Below are 15933 nucleotides of genomic sequence, written 5' to 3'. Positions count from 1 at the left end.
TCCGGGGCGGGCCCGGGGCCGGCCGTGCTCAGCCCTCGGCGGTCAGGCCCTCGCGCAGCTGGGTGAGGGTCCTGGTCAGCAGCCGCGAGACGTGCATCTGCGAGATGCCGATCTCCTCGCCGATCTGCGACTGGGTCAGGTTGCCGAAGAACCGCAGCATGATGATCCGGCGCTCGCGCGGCGGCAGCTTGGCCAGCAGCGGCTTGAGCGACTCCCGGTACTCCACGCCCTCCAGCGCGAGGTCCTCGTAACCGAGCCGCTCGGCCAGCGGGCCCTCGCCGTCCTCCTCGCTCGGGCTGGAGTCCAGCGAGCTGGCGGTGTAGGCGTTGCCGACCGCCAGGCCCTCCACCACGTCCTCCTCGCTGACGCCGAGGCAGGCGGCCAGCTCGGCCACGGTGGGGGAGCGGTCGAGGCGCTGGGAGAGCTCGTCGCCGGCCTTGGTCAGCGCCAGCCGCAGCTCCTGGAGCCGCCGGGGCACCCGCACCGACCAGCTGGTGTCCCGGAAGAAGCGCTTGATCTCGCCGACCACCGTCGGCATCGCGAAGGTCGGGAACTCGACCCCGCGCTCCGGGTCGAACCGGTCGATCGCCTTGATCAGCCCGATGGTGCCGACCTGGACGATGTCCTCCATCGGCTCGTTGCGGCTGCGGAAGCGCGCCGAGGCGTAGCGGACCAGCGGCAGGTTGAGCTCGATGAGGGTGTCGCGGACGTAGGTGTGCTCGGCGCCGCCCGGTTCGAGGGCGGCCAGCCGCCCGAACAGGGAGCGGGAGAGCGTCCGGGTGTCGAGCCCGGCGTCCGGCGCGGTCGCGGCACGCTGGAGCGGGATCTCCGCGGCGCCGACCGGTGCAGCGTGGATCTCCGCAGTGCCCACATCTGAGGACATGCACCCACCCCCTCGTGACTGACGATCCAACGGGCGCCGTCGTCGGAACGTTCCCGCGCTCGCGTCCGGCCCCCTCCCACCCTCCATACCGGCTCACGCTCCCCGGCAAACCCGAGGGTCGCAAGATGTCACGCGCCGGTGACGCGGCGCTGTCGGGCCGTAACGGTGCCGGCGCTCACTCCTCCCAGGAGTTCCCGGTCCGCAGCCTGGTCAGGATCCGCGACAGCAGCCGCGAGACGTGCATCTGGGACATCCCCAGCTCGGTGCTGATCTGCGACTGCGTCAGGTTGGCGAAGAACCGCAGCATGACGATCCGTCGCTCCCGCTCGGGCAGCTGCACCAGCAGGTGGCGGACCATGTCCCGGTGCTCGACCTCGGCCAGCGCGGAGTCCTCGTAGCCGAGCCGGTCGAGCAGCGCCAGCCCGCCCTCGTGCTCCTGGGCCGCCTCCAGCGAGGCCGCGTTGTACGCCCGCCCGGCGTCCAGGCAGGCCCGGACGTCCTCCTCGGGGATGCGCAGGCTGGCCGCGATCTCCGGCACCTTGGGGGCCCGGCCGTGCACCACGGTCAGCTCCTCCATCGCGCCGCTGACCTGCACCCAGAGCTCCTGGAGCCTTCGCGGGACGTGCATGGTGCGGACGTTGTCCCGGAAGTAGCGCTTGATCTCGCCGAGGATGGTCGGCAGCGCGTAGGTGGGGAACTGCACGCCGCGGCCGGGGTCGAACCGGTCGATGGCGTTGATCAGACCGATGGTGCCGACCTGGACGACGTCCTCCATCGGCTCGCTGCGGCTGCGGAAGCGGGTGGCGGCGTACCGCACGAGGGGGATGTTCACCTCGATCAGCGCGGCCCGGACCCGCTCGCGCTCGGGGGCGTCGGGGGGCAGCTCGGTGAGCCGCTCGAAGAGCACCCGGGTGAGGGTGCGGACGTCGACGGCGGGGCGGCCGCCGGGACCGCGCAGGCGGTCCGGGCGCAGCTCGCCGGCCGGGCTGATCACGGCGGCCAGCACCTCGTCGTCCGGTGCGCTCCCTGGTGTCCGCACGGACACGTCACCCCTCCCAAAGCCGACAACGGTGGGACCTGCGGACCGGGTGTCGCGTCTCGTTCACCACCTCACCATGTCCGGCAAAACCGGTCATAGCATCACAAGGCGGGCATGTGTCGGGCAAGTACCGAGCGGAGGTGTGTTGGTGCGCCGTCCGGGCCGGGGGCCGGGGCGGCGGTGCGGCGCGCAGGCCGTTCCGGGACAGAGCGAGGCGCCCCGCCCGGAAGTCGGACGGGGCGCCGCGGGCCGTCCGGGGGACGCGCCGGGCCGGCCGGTCGCGCCGCGCGGACGGGCCGCCGGGCTCAGACCTCGATGTCGGCGATCACCCAGGTGGCGAATGCGCGCCACTGCGCCGCCGCGGCCTGGTGGGCCGGGTGGGTGAGGTACGCCTGGAGGGCCTCGCGGTCCTCGACCAGGCTGTTGATGGCGTAGTCGTGGGCGATGTCGCGGTCGGTGGTGTTCCAGCCGCACTCCCACTCGCGCAGTTCGGGGATGACCGGGCCGAGCTCGGCGAAGGCCTTGGCGCCGGCGAGCGCGCGCTCGTCGTCCTTGCTGACGCCTTCGTTGAGCTTGAACAGGATCAGGTGGCGGATCACGGTGCCGCTCCTCGCGGACGGGGTCGGATGTCGGGCCCACCGTAGCCGGTGGGGTCCGGGCTACTTCACCAGGCCGGTCATGAAGGTGCCGATCGCCTTGGCGGCGTTCGAGATGCCTTCGAACCCCAACTGGACCAGCTCGGCCGCGCGGGCGGGCGAGGTGATGATCGTGTAGAGCACGAAGATGAGCAGGAGGACCATTCCGATCTTCTTCGCCTGCGCCATCCGGTGACCTTCCTCCCTGCTGTGGGCCGCCGTCGTTCGGTCCCCGATCGGCCCGGTGCAACGGGCAGCTTATCCACCCGGACGGCCTATCAAGTGTGCGACGCGTTCACCTGCCGGGACGAAGGTCCCCGGGACAGGGGCCTTTCTCCGGGTGCCCGGGCCGCCCGCGGGCGGCAGGATGGTTGATGTACCGAGGATCTGGCAGGAATCCCCGGTACGTGGATCCGGAGTTCCCCGCTGTGGGACCGGGCGCCGCGGCTTCCCCCCCGACGCGGCCCCGGTTGTGGGACTCCGCCGGGGGAGCGGTCAGTCCCCCCGAACCGCTCCCCCTCTTCCAGGCTCCGTACTCGACAGGCGTTGGTGGTCATCGGCCGACGGGTACGGAGCCCTTTCCGCGCCCGAGGGTGCGCGGGAACGCCGAGGGCCCGTCCGGTTCACCGGACGGGCCCTCGGGCTTTCTGGCGGTAGCGGTGGGATTCGAACCCACGGTGGAGTTGCCCCCACACACGCTTTCGAGGCGTGCTCCTTTGGCCGCTCGGACACGCTACCGAGGGGAACTCTACCGGACGGGTGGCGCGGGAACGAAATCCGTTCCCGGGGCGGGATCAGCGGTGGGTGTCGAAGAAGGCGCGCAGCTGCTCGCCGCACTCGTCGGCCAGGACGCCCCAGACCACCTCGGGGCGGTGGTTGAGCCGGCGGTCGCGCATCACGTCGAAGAGCGAGCCGGCCGCGCCGGCCTTCTCGTCGAGGGCGCCGTAGACCACGCGGTCGATCCGGGACAGCACGATCGCGCCCGCGCACATGGTGCAGGGCTCCAGGGTGACGACCAGCGTGCACCCGCTCAGCCGCCACGCCCCGAGCTCGGCCGCCGCCTCGCGGATGGCGACCACCTCGGCGTGGGCGGTCGGGTCGCCGACGGCCTCGCGTTCGTTGTGGCCGCGGCCGAGGACCTCGCCGTCCGGACCGAGGACGAGCGCCCCGACCGGGACGTCCCCGGTGGCCGGCGCCAGGGCGGCCTCGGCGATGGCGAGGCGCATCGGCGCCGCCCAGCGGTCGCGGACCGGATCGGGGCGGACGGGGGCGGGCAGCGGGGGAATCGGGCGGGCGGACTGCATGGCATCCAGTGTCGGGCATGGCGGAGGTCCGGCCGTCCGGGTGACGGACACGGAGCGTTACCGCACGGCCTCCAGGACCTCACCACAGCCGAGCGCCTCGGCGATCTCCTCCAGCGCGTCGCCGGGCACGGCGCCCTCGCCGCTGAGGGCGATCAGCTCGTCGGCGGCGAGGCCGAACTCGGTCAGCAGGTGGGCGTCGCCGAGCGGGCCGACCGGGACGCCGCCGCGCCCGTCGCCGTCCTCGTCGTCCTCCTGCTCCTCGGCCTGCGCGTCGTCCTCCAGCTCGGCGACCAGGTTGTCCAGGTCGCCGAACTCGCTCTCGCCGGCCTGGTCCACCAGCTCGTCGGTGAGGACGGAGCCGTAGGAGCTGCGGGCGGCGGCGGCGCCGTCCGACACGAAGATCCGCGGATCCTCCTCGCCGTCCACGCGGACGATGGCGAACCAGGCGTCCTCCTGTTCGATGAAGACCAGGACGCTGTCGTCGTCCTGGGTCGCCTCGCGGGCCAGGTCGGCCAGGTCGGCGAGGGTTTCGACGTCGTCGAGCTCCGTCTCGCTCACATCCCACCCGTCCTCGGTGCGAGCAAGCACTGCAGCGAAGTACGCCACCAGGGACACTCCCAAGATCTCGGTCTCGGCTGTCGGCGCTCGCGGGCGACGCGGTACTGGCCGCCCCCGCGCCAGAGGCGGTCCGCTGTTCGGACCGTCCCATCGGAATCGTGACAGAAAGCAAGGCTCCGCGGGGGGTGTTCTGCAGCGCGTCTTTGCAGGTCGTGTCGGAAGGGCTGGCCGCCGGACGGTCAACGGCGGCCGGGTGGCAGCGGGAGTGTGGAGAAGCCGTGGAGGGCTTGTCAGAACCGGAAGGTTCGCATCCGCATCGCCTCGCGCATCCGGCGCTCCTTGGTCCGGCGCGGCTGCACCCGCTCGCGCAGTTCGCGGGCCTCGGTGAGCTCGCGCAGGAAGACGGCGCGGCGCCTGCGGCGCTCCGCCTCGGTCTCCGGCCGGTCCGGGGGCGGGCCCGAGCGGCCACCCGACGGGGCGGGGGCCCCGTCCGCCGAGCCGTCCCCGGGGTTCGGGTTGCTCGTCATAGGACCTGACTTTCCCAGATCGGCCGGGTTGATACCACAGGAGGCCGATCCGTCCGGACATTCTCGCCGCGTCACGGCGCGTCACGGTCCGGCCCGCGTCCGCCCGGGTCGCCGCGCGGCCCGGCCTGGCACGGCGTGTCGTACGGGCGTCCGGACCCGGGCTAACCTCGATGCATGCGGATCCACGTCGTCGACCACCCCCTGGTCGCCCACAAGCTCTCCACCCTGCGCGACGAGCGCACCGACTCGCCGACCTTCCGTCGCCTGACCGACGAGCTGGTGACCCTCCTCGCGTACGAGGCCACCCGGGACGTCCGCACCGACGAGGTGGAGATCACCACCCCGGTGGCCGTGACCACCGGCACCCGGCTGTCCTACCCGCGCCCGCTGGTGGTGCCGATCCTGCGGGCCGGCCTCGGCATGCTGGACGGCATGACCCGGCTGCTGCCGACCGCCGAGGTCGGTTTCCTGGGCATGGTGCGCAACGAGGAGACCCTGGAGGCCTCCACCTACGCCACCCGGATGCCGGACGACCTGTCCGGCCGCCAGGTGTACGTGCTCGACCCGATGCTGGCCACCGGCGGCACGCTGGTCGCGGCGATCCGGATGCTGATCGAGCGCGGCGCCACCGACGTCACCGCCGTGGTGCTGCTGGCCGCGCCCGAGGGCGTCGCGGTGATGGAGCGCGAGCTGGCCGGCCTGCCGGTCACCGTGGTCACCGCCGCCGTCGACGAGCGGCTGAACGAGAACGGCTACATCGTCCCGGGCCTCGGCGACGCGGGCGACCGGCTGTACGGCACGGCGGGCTGAGCCCCGTCCCGGCCCCGGGCCCCGGCCCCCGGTACGAGAAAGCCCCCCGGCGCGCCGCCGGGGGGCTTCGTCGTCGTGTGGGGCCGGTCAGCAGGCGCCGGTGGTGCTCGGCGCCGGGACCGGCTTGGTGGCCAGGGCGAGCGCGGCGGCGGCCTGGGTCTCGTCCAGCAGCGCGTTGTAGCTGTCGCCGATGACGAAGTCCACGGTGGCGTCGGTCCGGGCGTCGGCGGTGCTGGTCGCGCCCGCGATCACCGAGCCGACCAGGGTGGACGCCCCGGCGCCCGCCGGGCCGGCGATCACCTGGGCGGTGCCGGGCACCTTCTTGTCCAGCTCCGCCGGGGCGTTGCCGACCTTGCCGATGGTGAAGCCGCGCTTCTTCAGCTCCTCCGCGGTGCGGGCGGCCAGGCCGGCCTTGGCGGTGGCGTTGTAGACGTTCACGGTGACCGCGGCCGGCTGCGGGACGGCGTTCGGGTCGATCGGGGCGGCGGCCGAGCCGGGCACGGTCGGTGTCGCCTCCGGGGCCGGGGCGGCCAGCGGCTTGCCGGACGGGGTGGCGCAGGCCTGGGCGGAGGCGTTCTTGCCCTTGCCGCTGAAGATGTCCCAGAGCTGGACGCCGCCGAGCCCGATCAGCGCCAGCGCGAGCACCGCGGCGATCAGCGCGAACACCTTGCGGCTCTTCTTCGGCGGGCGGCCCAGCCGTGGATAGGAGTTGCCGGTGATCCGGTACTGCTTCCCCTTCAGGCCTTGGGGAGTCAACATGCTCACGGTTTGTCTCCCCCTCGTGCCGGGGCGGGGATCGGGTGACGGTGGGCCGGGCGCGGTGCCAGGCGGACGCGGTGTCACGCGCACGCCGTCGTGGCCGTAGTCAGCAGATTAGTGCCGTACAGCGGTGAAGGTACTAAACGATCATCATCAGGAGTACGCCGGTACCCGAATGGCGGCACCGCGACCGCACCCGGGTACGAACGGACCGCCCTGCCGGGCTGGCCGGAGGGCGGTCCGCACGCGTACGGGGCCGGTCGGCCGGCCCCCGGGTCATTCCATTTCGAGGACGCGGGCGTGCAGCACCTGGCGCTGCTGGAGCGCGGCGCGGACCGCCCGGTGCAGTCCGTCCTCCAGGTACAGGTCACCGTGCCACTTCACGACGTGCGCGAAGAGGTCCCCGTAGAAGGTGGAGTCCTCCGCCAGGAGGGTTTCCAGATCCAGTTGTCCCTTGGTGGTCACCAGCTGGTCGAGTCGCACCGGGCGCGGGGCGACGTCCGCCCACTGGCGGGTGCTGGTACGGCCGTGATCCGGGTACGGCCGCCCATTGCCGATGCGCTTGAAGATCACACGGAAAGCCTACCGTTTGGGCGGCGGATGGCGCAGCAGCCGCGACGCCGCCACGCGCACGGGTACGGGCTGCGGGCGGGGGATTGCGGCTGTTTCATGGGAAATGTCGTGTAGGTCCCGTGGCTACCGTCCGCTCGCCCGGTCCGCCGTCCCGCTCTGGAGGGTGTCCGATGTCCGCTGCCGTTCCGTCCGCCGTCCGGGAGATCGCCGACGGGTACGCCTTCACCGGGCCCGCGCTGGACCTCGGCGCCGTGCTGCTGGACGGCACCGCGTACGCCGGGGCGCCGGTGCGGGTGCCGCTCGGGGTGCTCAACCGGCACGGGCTGGTGGCGGGCGCCACCGGCACCGGGAAGACCAAGACCCTCCAGCTGATCGCCGAACAGCTCTCCGCCCAGGGCGTGCCGGTGTTCCTGGCCGACGTCAAGGGCGACGTCTCCGGGGTGGCCGCGCCCGGCGAGCCGGGGGAGCGGACCGCCGCCCGGGCCGCCGAGGTCGGCCAGGACTGGCAGGCCCGGGGCTGCCCCGCCGAGTTCTTCGCGCTCGGCGGCCAGGGCACCGGCATCCCGCTGCGGGCGACGGTGACCAGCTTCGGGCCGCTGCTGCTGGCCAAGGTGCTGGACCTGAACGAGACCCAGGAGTCCTCGCTCGGCCTGGTCTTCCACTACGCCGACCGGCAGGGCCTGGAGCTCTACGACCTCAAGGACCTCACGGCGGTCATCACCTTCCTCGCCTCGCCCGAGGGCAAGGAGGAGCTGAAGGGCATCGGCGGGCTCTCCGCCGCCACCGCCGGGGTGATCCTGCGCTCGCTCACCCTGCTGGAGAACGAGGGCGCCGGGGCGTTCTTCGGCGAGCCGGAGTTCGACACCGCCGAGCTGCTGCGGCGCACGGAGGACGGCCGGGGCGTGGTCTCGGTGCTGGAGCTGCCCGCGGTGCAGGACCGGCCGCGGCTCTTCTCGACCTTCCTGATGTGGCTGCTCGCCGACCTCTACCAGGAGCTGCCCGAGGTCGGCGACCTCGACCGGCCCAAGCTGGTCTTCTTCTTCGACGAGGCGCACCTGCTGTTCAAGGGCGCCTCCAAGGCCTTCCTGGAGGCGATCACCCAGACGGTGCGGCTGATCCGCTCGAAGGGGGTGGGGATCTTCTTCGTCACCCAGACGCCGAAGGACGTGCCGGGGGACGTGCTGGCGCAGCTGGGCAACCGGGTGCAGCACGCGCTGCGGGCGTTCACCCCGGACGACGCCAAGGCGCTGAAGGCGACCGTCTCGACCTTCCCGAAGTCGCCCGTGTACGACCTGGGGGAGGTGCTGACCTCGCTGGGCACGGGCGAGGCGGTGGTCACGGTGCTGTCCGAGAAGGGCGCGCCGACGCCGGTCGCGGCGACCAGGCTGCGGGCGCCGCAGTCGCTGATGGGCCCGCTGGAGCCGGCGGCGCTGCGGGCGGCGGTGGACGGGTCGGCGCTGGTGGGCGCGTACCGGGACGCGGTCGACCGGGAGTCGGCGTACGAGAAGCTGGCGGCGCGGGCCGCCCGGCCGCAGGCGGAGCCGGTGCCGTCCGGTGAGCCGCGGCGGGAACCGGAGCGGGAGCCGCGGCGGGAGCCGGAGCGGGAGCCGCGGCGGGAGCCGGAGGGGCGGCGGGAGAAGGAGGACGCCGGGCTGCTCGGGTCGCTGCTGAGCAACCCGGCGCTGAAGTCCTTCGCCCGCTCCGCCGGGACGCAGCTCGGGCGGGAGATCTCCCGGAGCCTGTTCGGGACGTCCCGGCGGCGCAGGTGAGCGAAGGGCCCTACGCGGATCAGACGCTGTCGGTGAGCCAGACCCGCCCGGCCGAGATCGGGCGCTCGGCGACGGTGCGCGGCACGGTGGTGTTCAGGCTCCAGCGGTAGCCGGCGAAGAGCTTGGTGTCGGCGTCCGCGTAGAACACCATGTGGCCGTAGCCGACGCCGTCGTGCTCCTTCCAGGTGGAGCCGCCGGTGCCCGGGACCTCCTCGATCCGGGAGTCCGGGAAGGCCCGGTAGAGCTCGGTGGCGGTGCCACCGAGCGCCGGGTTGCCGTGCGGGTCGCTGGTGCAGTCGATGACCTCGAAGACGTACGGCACGACCGGGCGGCCGATCTTGGCGTCCACCACCGCGTCGGACCAGGTGCCCTTGCGCTCCCGGATCATGACGACGTGCCCGGTGTACGGCTTGGTGTCGTCCTCGTCCGGGTGGTAGTCGAGGGCCACCAGGTCGCCGGGGCGCAGGTTCACCGGCTTGGTGACGCGGGTGAAGTGCGGGAGCGAGGCCGTGTCCAGGAAGGCCTGCTGGTACTTCTCGGCCGTCGGGTACGGGTTGGTGTTGGCCGGGTCCTTGATGAAGTACTGCTGGAAGTACTCCCGGGTCGCCCAGCCGTAGCTGTAGTCGCCCCAGGGCATCGGGGTGCCGGCGGGCACGGTGGGCGCGGTGCCGTAGGCGCGCTGGAGCGCCAGGGTGACGAACGAGGAGCACTGGGAGAGGTTGGAGAACTCCTCCGGGTGCCCCGGGGCGCCCCAGCGGACGCTGGTGGGGACGTCGTCGAACACGCCGGCCCGCTTGTAGCGGTTGGCGAGGTGCTCCCAGGGGCGCAGGCGCAGGTTGTCGATCAGGGCCTCGGCCTCGATCTGGTGCGGCAGCTTGGGGGCGTACGGGGCGGCGGCCGGGATGGTGGCGGCGGAGGCCTCACCGGCTCCCGTGACGGTGGCCAGGGCGGCGGCGCCGGCGGTTCCGGCGGCGCCGGCGAGCAGGCCGCGGCGGGTGATCCGTGGTGTGGACATGGAGTGCTCCCCCTCGTCGGATGATCACGACTGAGGGGGAGCTTAGGGGCCACGTGTTGGCATGGTCAGGATCATTTCGCGCAGCTGATCGATCGGATCCGGCCAAATGGCCAACCGGGTTCGACCGGGTTCGACCGGGTTCGAGCGGGCGGGGAGCGGTGCTCAGCCGAGCGCGGCGCCGATCCGGTCGAGGGAGGAGAGGCGCATGAGGCCGTAGTTGTAGAACTCGACCTCCGGCACGCCCAGTCCGCGCAGCACGGCGATCTTCGCCGCGAGGTTCGCCGGGCCGTCGCAGTCCGACGCCATCGGACGCAGGATCACCGCCATGTCCTGCGGGCGCACCCCGTGCAGGGCGAAGGCGGCGACCTTCTCGCGGACCTCCTCCGGGGTGCGCGCGTAGCCGAGCGTCTCGATCTGGTGGGCGGCCTTCGCCAGCCCCGGCAGGTCGATCCCGGACAGCCAGCCGGTGCCGGGCCCGCCGCCGTCCATGAAGGTCAGCCGCATGCCGTGACGGGCCGCCTCCTCGGCCAGCTCGGCGGCCAGCGAGGTCACCGTGACCGCCGAGGCGTCCACGTAGGCGGCGACGGCGCCGTCCGCCAGTTCGTCCAGCGCGGCCGGCTCGGCGGCGGCCGCGTCGTCGGCCAGCCGGCGGCGCAGCTCGGTGCGGACCGCCGCGGCCACCTCGTCGGCCGGCACGCCCGCGCGGGTGGCCGCCGCCCGGCAGTGCGGGCAGAAGCAGAGGCCGAGCAGCGCCTCGGCGGCCGGGCCCAGCTCCTCGAAGTAGCGCTCGTGGTGGTAGCCGTGGCGCAGCCCGTGGAAGTGCAGCGACTCCGCCCGGATCGCGTCCACCCCGTACCGGGCCAGCTCCGCCACCAGGGTCCGGGCGTACTCCCGGACCTCCGGGTGGGCCGGGCACAGCTCGGTGAGGTGGCGGTCGCCGAAGGCGTTGGCGGGCGCGCAGTCCGGGTGCTCGAAGCCGAGCCGGTCGTTGTGGCAGAACACCGTCCAGGCGTGCAGCTTCAGACCGCGCCGGCGGGCCTCCTCGGCGGCCTCGGCGAACGGGTCGCGCTCGCCGATCGCGGTGGACGGCACGGGCCGCAGCCGCCGTCCCTCCCAGCGGGCCGGGTCGGGGCGGAAGTAGGCGGCGCCCGGCTCCAGGTAGCGGATCACCCGGTGCGGGTTGTGCGGGAAGACGTCGCGGGCCTCGTGGTAGACGGAGGCGAGGGTGACGCCGCCGACCCCGGCCCGGTCGGTGAGGTTGCCGAAGAAGGTGCCGGCGCCCTCGTCGAGGAGGTCGGTGGCGAAGGCGAGGACGGACGACTCCACGGTGCGGCTCCGGAGCAGGGGGCGGGTGCCCGCCCACGCTAACCCCGGGGGCGGGAATGGTCTATACCTGGCGGAGGTGCCGGGCTCAGATGCCCAGGTCGTCGAGTTCCTTGAGCAGCGCGGCGCCCGGGCTCGCCGGGGACTCGGCCCTCCCCGGGGTGCTCTTCGGGGTCCGGTCGCCCCGGTCGTCCCGGCTGCGCCGGTCGCGCAGCAGCCAGGCGCCGGCCAGGCCGCCGACCAGCCCGCCCAGGTGTCCCAGCCAGCTGACGCCCTGCGCGCTCGGCAGCACGCCGAGCAGCAGGTACGAGTACACGGCGGCGACGACCACGCCGATTGCGGTGTCCACCAGGTTGCGGTCGAAGACCCCGCGCAGCACCACGTAGCCGAAGTACCCGTAGACCACCCCGCTGGCGCCCGCCGTCACGGTGTCGGGCCGCTCGAAGAGCCAGACCGTCAGACCGCTGGACACCACGATCAGCAGCGTCGCCAGCAGGAACCGCTTCATGCCCCGGTAGGCGGCCAGGAAGCCGAACGCGAACAGCGGCCAGGAGTTGGCCTGGATGTGGTCCCAACCGAAGTGCAGCAGCGTACTGGTGAGGATGTCCGGCAGCTCGCCCAGCTGTCCGGAGCTGATCCCGTACTCGTAGGAGAGCCGGTAGTCGTCGAGCCAGTTCGCCACCTGGACGGCCCAGATGACGGCCAGGGCGCCGAGCATCGTGAACAGCGCGGCGCGGGAATCGCGGAGCAGACGGGCGAATCGCGGGGACATGACCCGACTGTAGGGCCGGAGCGGCCGGTTGGTCACCCCACTAAGGTGAACCCCGTCCGACCATGTCCGACGGCCCTGACCCGGGCCGGGGCAACCCCTTCCCACCGTGCCGAGAGGTGACCCTCCATGAGTGTGCGTCCGCCGCTGCCGTATGAGTTCCTGCCGCAGGTGCCGTCCTTCCCGCTGACCAGTGAGGACATCACCGACGGCGGGAAGCTGGCCGAGGAGTTCATCCACGGCGGGGGCAACCTCTCGCCGCAGCTGGCCTGGTCCGGCCTGCCGGAGGGCACCCGCTCGATCGCCGTCACCTGCTACGACCCGGACGCCCCGACCGGCTCGGGCTGGTGGCACTGGCTCGCCCTCAACCTGCCGGCCGACACCACCGGCCTGGCGCGCGGCGCCGGCGCCTCCGACGCCGACCTGCCGGGCGAGCGGTCCTTCCACGGCCGCAACGACTTCCCGGGCAACAAGTACGACGGCGCCGCCCCGCCGCCCGGGCCGGCCCACCGCTACGCCTTCGCCGTCCACGCCCTGGACGTGGACGCGCTGGACGTCGACGCCGACACCCCGCCGGCCCAGGTCGGCTTCAACATCACCTTCCACACCCTGGCCCGCGCCGTGGTCACCGCCGAGTACGGCGTCTGAGAGCCCTGACGTTCCGCTGCCGTCCGTGGTGCCACGGGCGGCAGCGTCGTCGTTTCGGGCCGCTCGCCAGGGCCCTTCGCCCGGCCCGTTCGCTCAGGCCGTTCGCTCAGGCCGTTCGCTCAGGCCGGGCCGGCGGCGCGGGTGGCGCGGGCGGCGAGGGCGCGGAGGTGGGCGCGCATCTCGGGAGGCGAGTGCACCTCGACCTCGCAGCCGAGCATGAGCAGGCGCACGGCCAGCCATTCGAGGGAGTCGGTGTGCGAGCGGAGGCGGCAGCTGTGCTCGTCGACCGGCTCGATCTCGTCGGCGTCGCCGTGGCCGCCCAGCCGGTGGCGGGCCTCGTCGGCCGGCAGCTGGAGGGTGGCGTCCAGGGTGGGGGTGGGGGACTGCCGGCGGAGCTTGCTCGCGACGTACGCGGCGGCGTCCTCGGCGGGCAGCGGGCGGGGGGTGAAGCGGGCGCCGGTGGCGAAGGGCTCGCTGATCCGGTCCACCCGGAACAGCCGCCAGTCGTCCCGGTCGAGGTCGAAGCCGACCAGGTACCAGCGGCGGCCGGCCGAGACCAGGCGGTCCGGCTCGACCTGGCGCCGGGTGCGGGCGCCGTCGCCGGCCCGGTACCCGAAGCGCAGGCGCTCGTGGTTGGCGACCGCGCCCGCCAGCACCGTGAGGTCCTCCGGGTCGACGGTCGGACCGTCCCCGCCCAGCAGCGGGAGGGTGGCCCGGTCGAGGGTGGCGACCCGGTGGCGCAGCCGGGCGGGCAGCACCTGGAGCAGCTTGCCGAGGGCGCGCACCGAGGCCTCCTCGATGCCGACCACGGCGTGCCCGGCGGCCGCCCGCAGGCCGACCGCGATGGCCACGGCCTCCTCGTCGTCGAGCAGCAGCGGCGGCATCGCGGTGCCCGCGACCAGCCGGTAGCCGCCGACCGGTCCCATGGTGGCCTCGACCGGGTAGCCGAGGTCGCGGAGCCGGTCGATGTCGCGGCGGATGGTGCGCGGGCTGACCTGGAGCCGTTCGGCGAGCTCGCTGCCGGGCCACTCGCGCGGGGTCTGGAGGAGGGAGAGCAGGCTGAGGAGTCGTGCCGGGGTGTCCGTCATGGGAACCAGCCTGCCGGAAGTGGCGGTCAGGATCTGACCTAGATGCCCCCTAGTTTCGTCGGCGTGCTGAGGAAGAACGGCGACGAGGAGCGCGTGGTGGGCAAGGTGGCGGAGCGGGTGCCGGAGCGGGTGCCGGAGCGGGCGGCAGACCCGGTGGCGGAACCGGTGTCGGACCGGCGGAGGTGGATCGCGCTGGCGATCGTGATGACGGCTTCGTTCATGGACCTGGTGGACGTCACGATCGTGAACATCGCGATCCCGAGCATCCAGGAGTCCACGGGCGCGTCGTTCTCCGCCGTGCAGTGGGTGACCGGCGGGTACGCGCTGGCCTTCGCGATCGGCCTGATCACCGGTGGCCGGTTGGGTGACATCTACGGCCGGAAGCGGCTGTTCCTGATCGGAATAGCCGGCTTCACGATCGCTTCGGCGCTGTGCGGGTTCGCGGGCGGCTCCGAGATGCTGGTCGCGATGCGGATCCTGCAGGGCGGGACGGCGGCGCTGATGGTGCCGCAGGTGCTGTCGATCGTGCACGCGACCTTCCCTGCGGAGGAGCGCGGCAAGGTGTTCGGCCTGTTCGGCGCGGTGGTCGGGCTCGGCGCGGTCAGTGGTCCGCTGATCGGCGCGGTGCTGACCGAGTGGGACGTGTTCGGCCTCGGCTGGCGTCCGATCTTCCTGATCAACCTGCCGGTCGGCGTCGCCGGCCTGCTGCTCGGCCGGGTCTTCATCGGCGAGTCCAGGGCCGAGCGGGCGCTGAAGCTGGACCTGCCGGGCGTGCTGCTGGCCAGCGCCGGACTGCTGATGCTGATCTACCCGCTGACCCACGGCCGGGAGGCCGGCTGGCCGCTCTGGGGCCACCTGGTGATGGCCGGCAGCCTGCCCGTGTTCGCGCTGTTCGTCGCCTACGAGCGGGTGAAGACCCGGCGGGACGGCTCGCCGCTGGTGGAGCTGTCGCTGTTCCGGGTGAAGTCGTTCGCGGCGGGCATCGGCGTCCAGCTGACCTTCGGCATCGTCTCCGGGATCTTCTTCCTGGTCTGGACCCTCTACATGCAGCTCGGCCTCGGCTGGAGCCCGCTGAAGGCCGGCGCGACCGGCATCCCGTTCTCGATCGCCGTCTCGGCGGCGGCCGGTGTCTCCGTGCAGCAGCTCGTCCCCCGGTTCGGGCGCAAGGTGCTCCAGACGGGTGCGCTGGTGATGGCGGCCGGTGTGCTCGTCTACATCGGCGAGGCGCACCGGTACGGCACCGGCATCGCGCCCTGGCAGATGGCGCTGCCGCTGGTGGTGATGGGCCTCGGGATGGGCCTGATCGTCGCGCCGATCACGGACGCGGTGCTGGCGGAGGTCCCGCGGGAGCACGCCGGCTCGGCGTCCGGGCTGATCAACACGGTGAACCAGGTGGGCCTGGCGCTCGGCCTGGGGCTGGTGTCGGTGGCGTTCTTCGACGCGGTGCCGGCCGGGACGGTGGCCGGGGAGCCGTTCGTCGGGGCGTTCCGGCACGCGATGTGGTGGGTGCTCGGGGTGCTGGGCGTGGTGTTCCTGCTGATGTTCGCGCTGCCCGGGCGGCGGAAGGCGGCGGTCGCCGGGGCCGGGGGCGTGGCCGAGGAGGCCGAGCGGGAGCCGGTGCTGGTGTAGCCGCCCAGGGTGCTCCCGGGCACATGGGCGGATGGGCACGGGCCCCGGTCGCGCGGCGTGCGCGGCCGGGGCCCGTGTGCGCACACTGGAGGGCCATGGACCGTACGCCGGTGGACTCCTCGGCGCTGCGCTCGGTCGGGTACGACGCGGCGCGGCGCGTCCTGGAGCTGGAGTTCACGGGTGGGGGCGTCTACGCGTACCTGGCCGTGCCGCGGCGGGTGCACCGCGGGCTGATGGCGGCGGAGAGCCTCGGGCGGTACTTCGTCCGGGAGATCCGCGACCGGTACGACTGGCGGCGGCTGCGGTGAGGGAGCGGGGCGGAGCGCCTCAGGCCGTCGCGAGGCGGTAGCTGCTGCTGTCCTTGGCGCGGGTGAGGCGGTGCCCCTCGACGAGGGAGCGGCGCAGGGCCGGGAAGTCGTCGTGGACCGTCCGCAGCGCGTCGTTGACCTCGCCCTCGGTGTAGGAGCGGTCGGGCTCGAAGAGCGTCCGGGCGAGGTGGTCGAGCAACTGCTCGCGGCGGGCGGCGCGGCGGGGAACGGCGATCAGCCGGCCGTCGGGGGCGAACAGCGCGGACACGGCGGGGGCGGCGGGGGCGGTCATGCTC

19 protein-coding genes and 1 tRNA gene are annotated in these 15933 nt (G+C 73.3%); 5 read left to right on the top strand and 15 right to left on the bottom strand.

Annotation, left to right across the window (positions count from 1 at the left end; genetic code table 11):
* Positions 1-28: 28 nt before the first annotated feature.
* The 8 genes from ABT093_RS02070 to ABT093_RS02035 all read right to left on the bottom strand — a co-directional run bounded on the left by ABT093_RS02070 (position 29) and on the right by ABT093_RS02035 (position 4946).
* The gene (locus tag ABT093_RS02070) at positions 29-883 is read right to left on the bottom strand and encodes an RNA polymerase sigma factor SigF (RefSeq protein WP_350558954.1); all 855 of its coding nucleotides are present in this window, start codon (positions 881-883) and stop codon (positions 29-31) included.
* A 175-nt stretch (positions 884-1058) separates the two neighbouring features.
* Positions 1059-1928, bottom strand: a complete 870-nt coding sequence (locus tag ABT093_RS02065; RefSeq protein ID WP_350558951.1) for an RNA polymerase sigma factor SigF — start codon at positions 1926-1928, stop codon at positions 1059-1061.
* Positions 1929-2227: 299 nt separating this feature from the next.
* A complete protein-coding gene (locus tag ABT093_RS02060) occupies positions 2228-2521 on the bottom strand; it encodes a Dabb family protein (protein ID WP_350558948.1) in 294 nt (97 codons plus the stop codon).
* Between the two features lie 60 nt (positions 2522-2581).
* Positions 2582-2722 (bottom strand): hypothetical protein, encoded by a 141-nt coding sequence (locus tag ABT093_RS02055; protein WP_199839657.1) that lies wholly within the window; start codon positions 2720-2722, stop codon positions 2582-2584.
* A 483-nt stretch (positions 2723-3205) separates the two neighbouring features.
* A tRNA-Ser gene (locus ABT093_RS02050) sits at positions 3206-3295 on the bottom strand.
* A gap of 56 nt (positions 3296-3351) precedes the next feature.
* Positions 3352-3861 (bottom strand): tRNA adenosine(34) deaminase TadA, encoded by a 510-nt coding sequence (gene tadA, locus ABT093_RS02045; RefSeq protein WP_350558945.1) that lies wholly within the window; start codon positions 3859-3861, stop codon positions 3352-3354.
* Between the two features lie 57 nt (positions 3862-3918).
* Positions 3919-4419: a tRNA adenosine deaminase-associated protein gene (locus tag ABT093_RS02040; protein WP_502884102.1), complete on the bottom strand. Its 501-nt coding sequence runs from the start codon at positions 4417-4419 to the stop codon at positions 3919-3921.
* Between the two features lie 290 nt (positions 4420-4709).
* Entirely contained in the window at positions 4710-4946 is a 237-nt protein-coding gene (locus ABT093_RS02035; RefSeq protein ID WP_350558939.1) for a hypothetical protein, read from the bottom strand.
* A 174-nt stretch (positions 4947-5120) separates the two neighbouring features.
* Here ABT093_RS02035 and upp point away from each other — a divergent pair, with 174 nt between their 5' ends.
* Entirely contained in the window at positions 5121-5756 is a 636-nt protein-coding gene (gene upp, locus ABT093_RS02030) for a uracil phosphoribosyltransferase (RefSeq protein WP_350541577.1), read from the top strand.
* An 87-nt stretch (positions 5757-5843) separates the two neighbouring features.
* Here the strand turns inward: upp and ABT093_RS02025 are convergent, their stop codons facing one another.
* Both ABT093_RS02025 and ABT093_RS02020 read right to left on the bottom strand, forming a co-directional pair.
* A complete protein-coding gene (locus ABT093_RS02025; RefSeq protein WP_350558936.1) occupies positions 5844-6515 on the bottom strand; it encodes a LytR C-terminal domain-containing protein in 672 nt (223 codons plus the stop codon).
* Between the two features lie 276 nt (positions 6516-6791).
* A complete protein-coding gene (locus ABT093_RS02020; RefSeq protein ID WP_030061387.1) occupies positions 6792-7088 on the bottom strand; it encodes a type II toxin-antitoxin system VapB family antitoxin in 297 nt (98 codons plus the stop codon).
* Between the two features lie 170 nt (positions 7089-7258).
* Between ABT093_RS02020 and ABT093_RS02015 the strand changes: the two genes are divergently transcribed.
* A complete protein-coding gene (locus tag ABT093_RS02015; RefSeq protein ID WP_350558933.1) occupies positions 7259-8857 on the top strand; it encodes a helicase HerA-like domain-containing protein in 1599 nt (532 codons plus the stop codon).
* A gap of 19 nt (positions 8858-8876) precedes the next feature.
* Here ABT093_RS02015 and ABT093_RS02010 read toward each other — a convergent pair whose 3' ends face one another.
* The 3 genes from ABT093_RS02010 to ABT093_RS02000 all read right to left on the bottom strand — a co-directional run bounded on the left by ABT093_RS02010 (position 8877) and on the right by ABT093_RS02000 (position 11967).
* On the bottom strand, positions 8877-9872 hold the full coding sequence (locus ABT093_RS02010; protein ID WP_350558930.1) for a hypothetical protein: 996 nt from the start codon (positions 9870-9872) through the stop codon (positions 8877-8879).
* Positions 9873-10034: 162 nt separating this feature from the next.
* Positions 10035-11198, bottom strand: a complete 1164-nt coding sequence (locus tag ABT093_RS02005) for a hypothetical protein (protein ID WP_350558927.1) — start codon at positions 11196-11198, stop codon at positions 10035-10037.
* A gap of 85 nt (positions 11199-11283) precedes the next feature.
* Complete coding sequence (locus ABT093_RS02000) at positions 11284-11967, bottom strand: rhomboid family intramembrane serine protease (protein WP_350558924.1); 684 nt, start codon at positions 11965-11967, stop codon at positions 11284-11286.
* A 126-nt stretch (positions 11968-12093) separates the two neighbouring features.
* On the opposite strand from ABT093_RS02000, the gene ABT093_RS01995 reads away from it, so the two are divergent.
* The gene (locus ABT093_RS01995; RefSeq protein ID WP_350558921.1) at positions 12094-12612 is read left to right on the top strand and encodes a YbhB/YbcL family Raf kinase inhibitor-like protein; all 519 of its coding nucleotides are present in this window, start codon (positions 12094-12096) and stop codon (positions 12610-12612) included.
* 119 nt (positions 12613-12731) lie between these two features.
* On the opposite strand, the gene ABT093_RS01990 is transcribed toward ABT093_RS01995, so the two are convergent.
* A complete protein-coding gene (locus tag ABT093_RS01990) occupies positions 12732-13700 on the bottom strand; it encodes a helix-turn-helix transcriptional regulator (RefSeq protein WP_350558918.1) in 969 nt (322 codons plus the stop codon).
* 204 nt (positions 13701-13904) lie between these two features.
* On the opposite strand from ABT093_RS01990, the gene ABT093_RS01985 reads away from it, so the two are divergent.
* Both ABT093_RS01985 and ABT093_RS01980 read left to right on the top strand, forming a co-directional pair.
* Positions 13905-15329 (top strand): MFS transporter, encoded by a 1425-nt coding sequence (locus ABT093_RS01985; RefSeq protein WP_350559222.1) that lies wholly within the window; start codon positions 13905-13907, stop codon positions 15327-15329.
* A 95-nt stretch (positions 15330-15424) separates the two neighbouring features.
* Positions 15425-15637 (top strand): KTSC domain-containing protein, encoded by a 213-nt coding sequence (locus tag ABT093_RS01980; protein ID WP_350558915.1) that lies wholly within the window; start codon positions 15425-15427, stop codon positions 15635-15637.
* 19 nt (positions 15638-15656) lie between these two features.
* Here ABT093_RS01980 and ABT093_RS01975 read toward each other — a convergent pair whose 3' ends face one another.
* Positions 15657-15929, bottom strand: coding sequence for a DUF2087 domain-containing protein (locus ABT093_RS01975; protein WP_350558912.1), 273 nt, complete (start codon positions 15927-15929; stop codon positions 15657-15659).
* Between the last annotated feature and the right edge of the window lie 4 nt (positions 15930-15933).

Source organism: Kitasatospora sp. NPDC002551, assembly GCF_040296005.1.
GTDB lineage: Bacteria > Actinomycetota > Actinomycetes > Streptomycetales > Streptomycetaceae > Kitasatospora.
The sequence above is the reverse complement of the archived record's forward strand: the minus strand, read 5'-3'. Positions and strand labels throughout refer to the sequence as shown.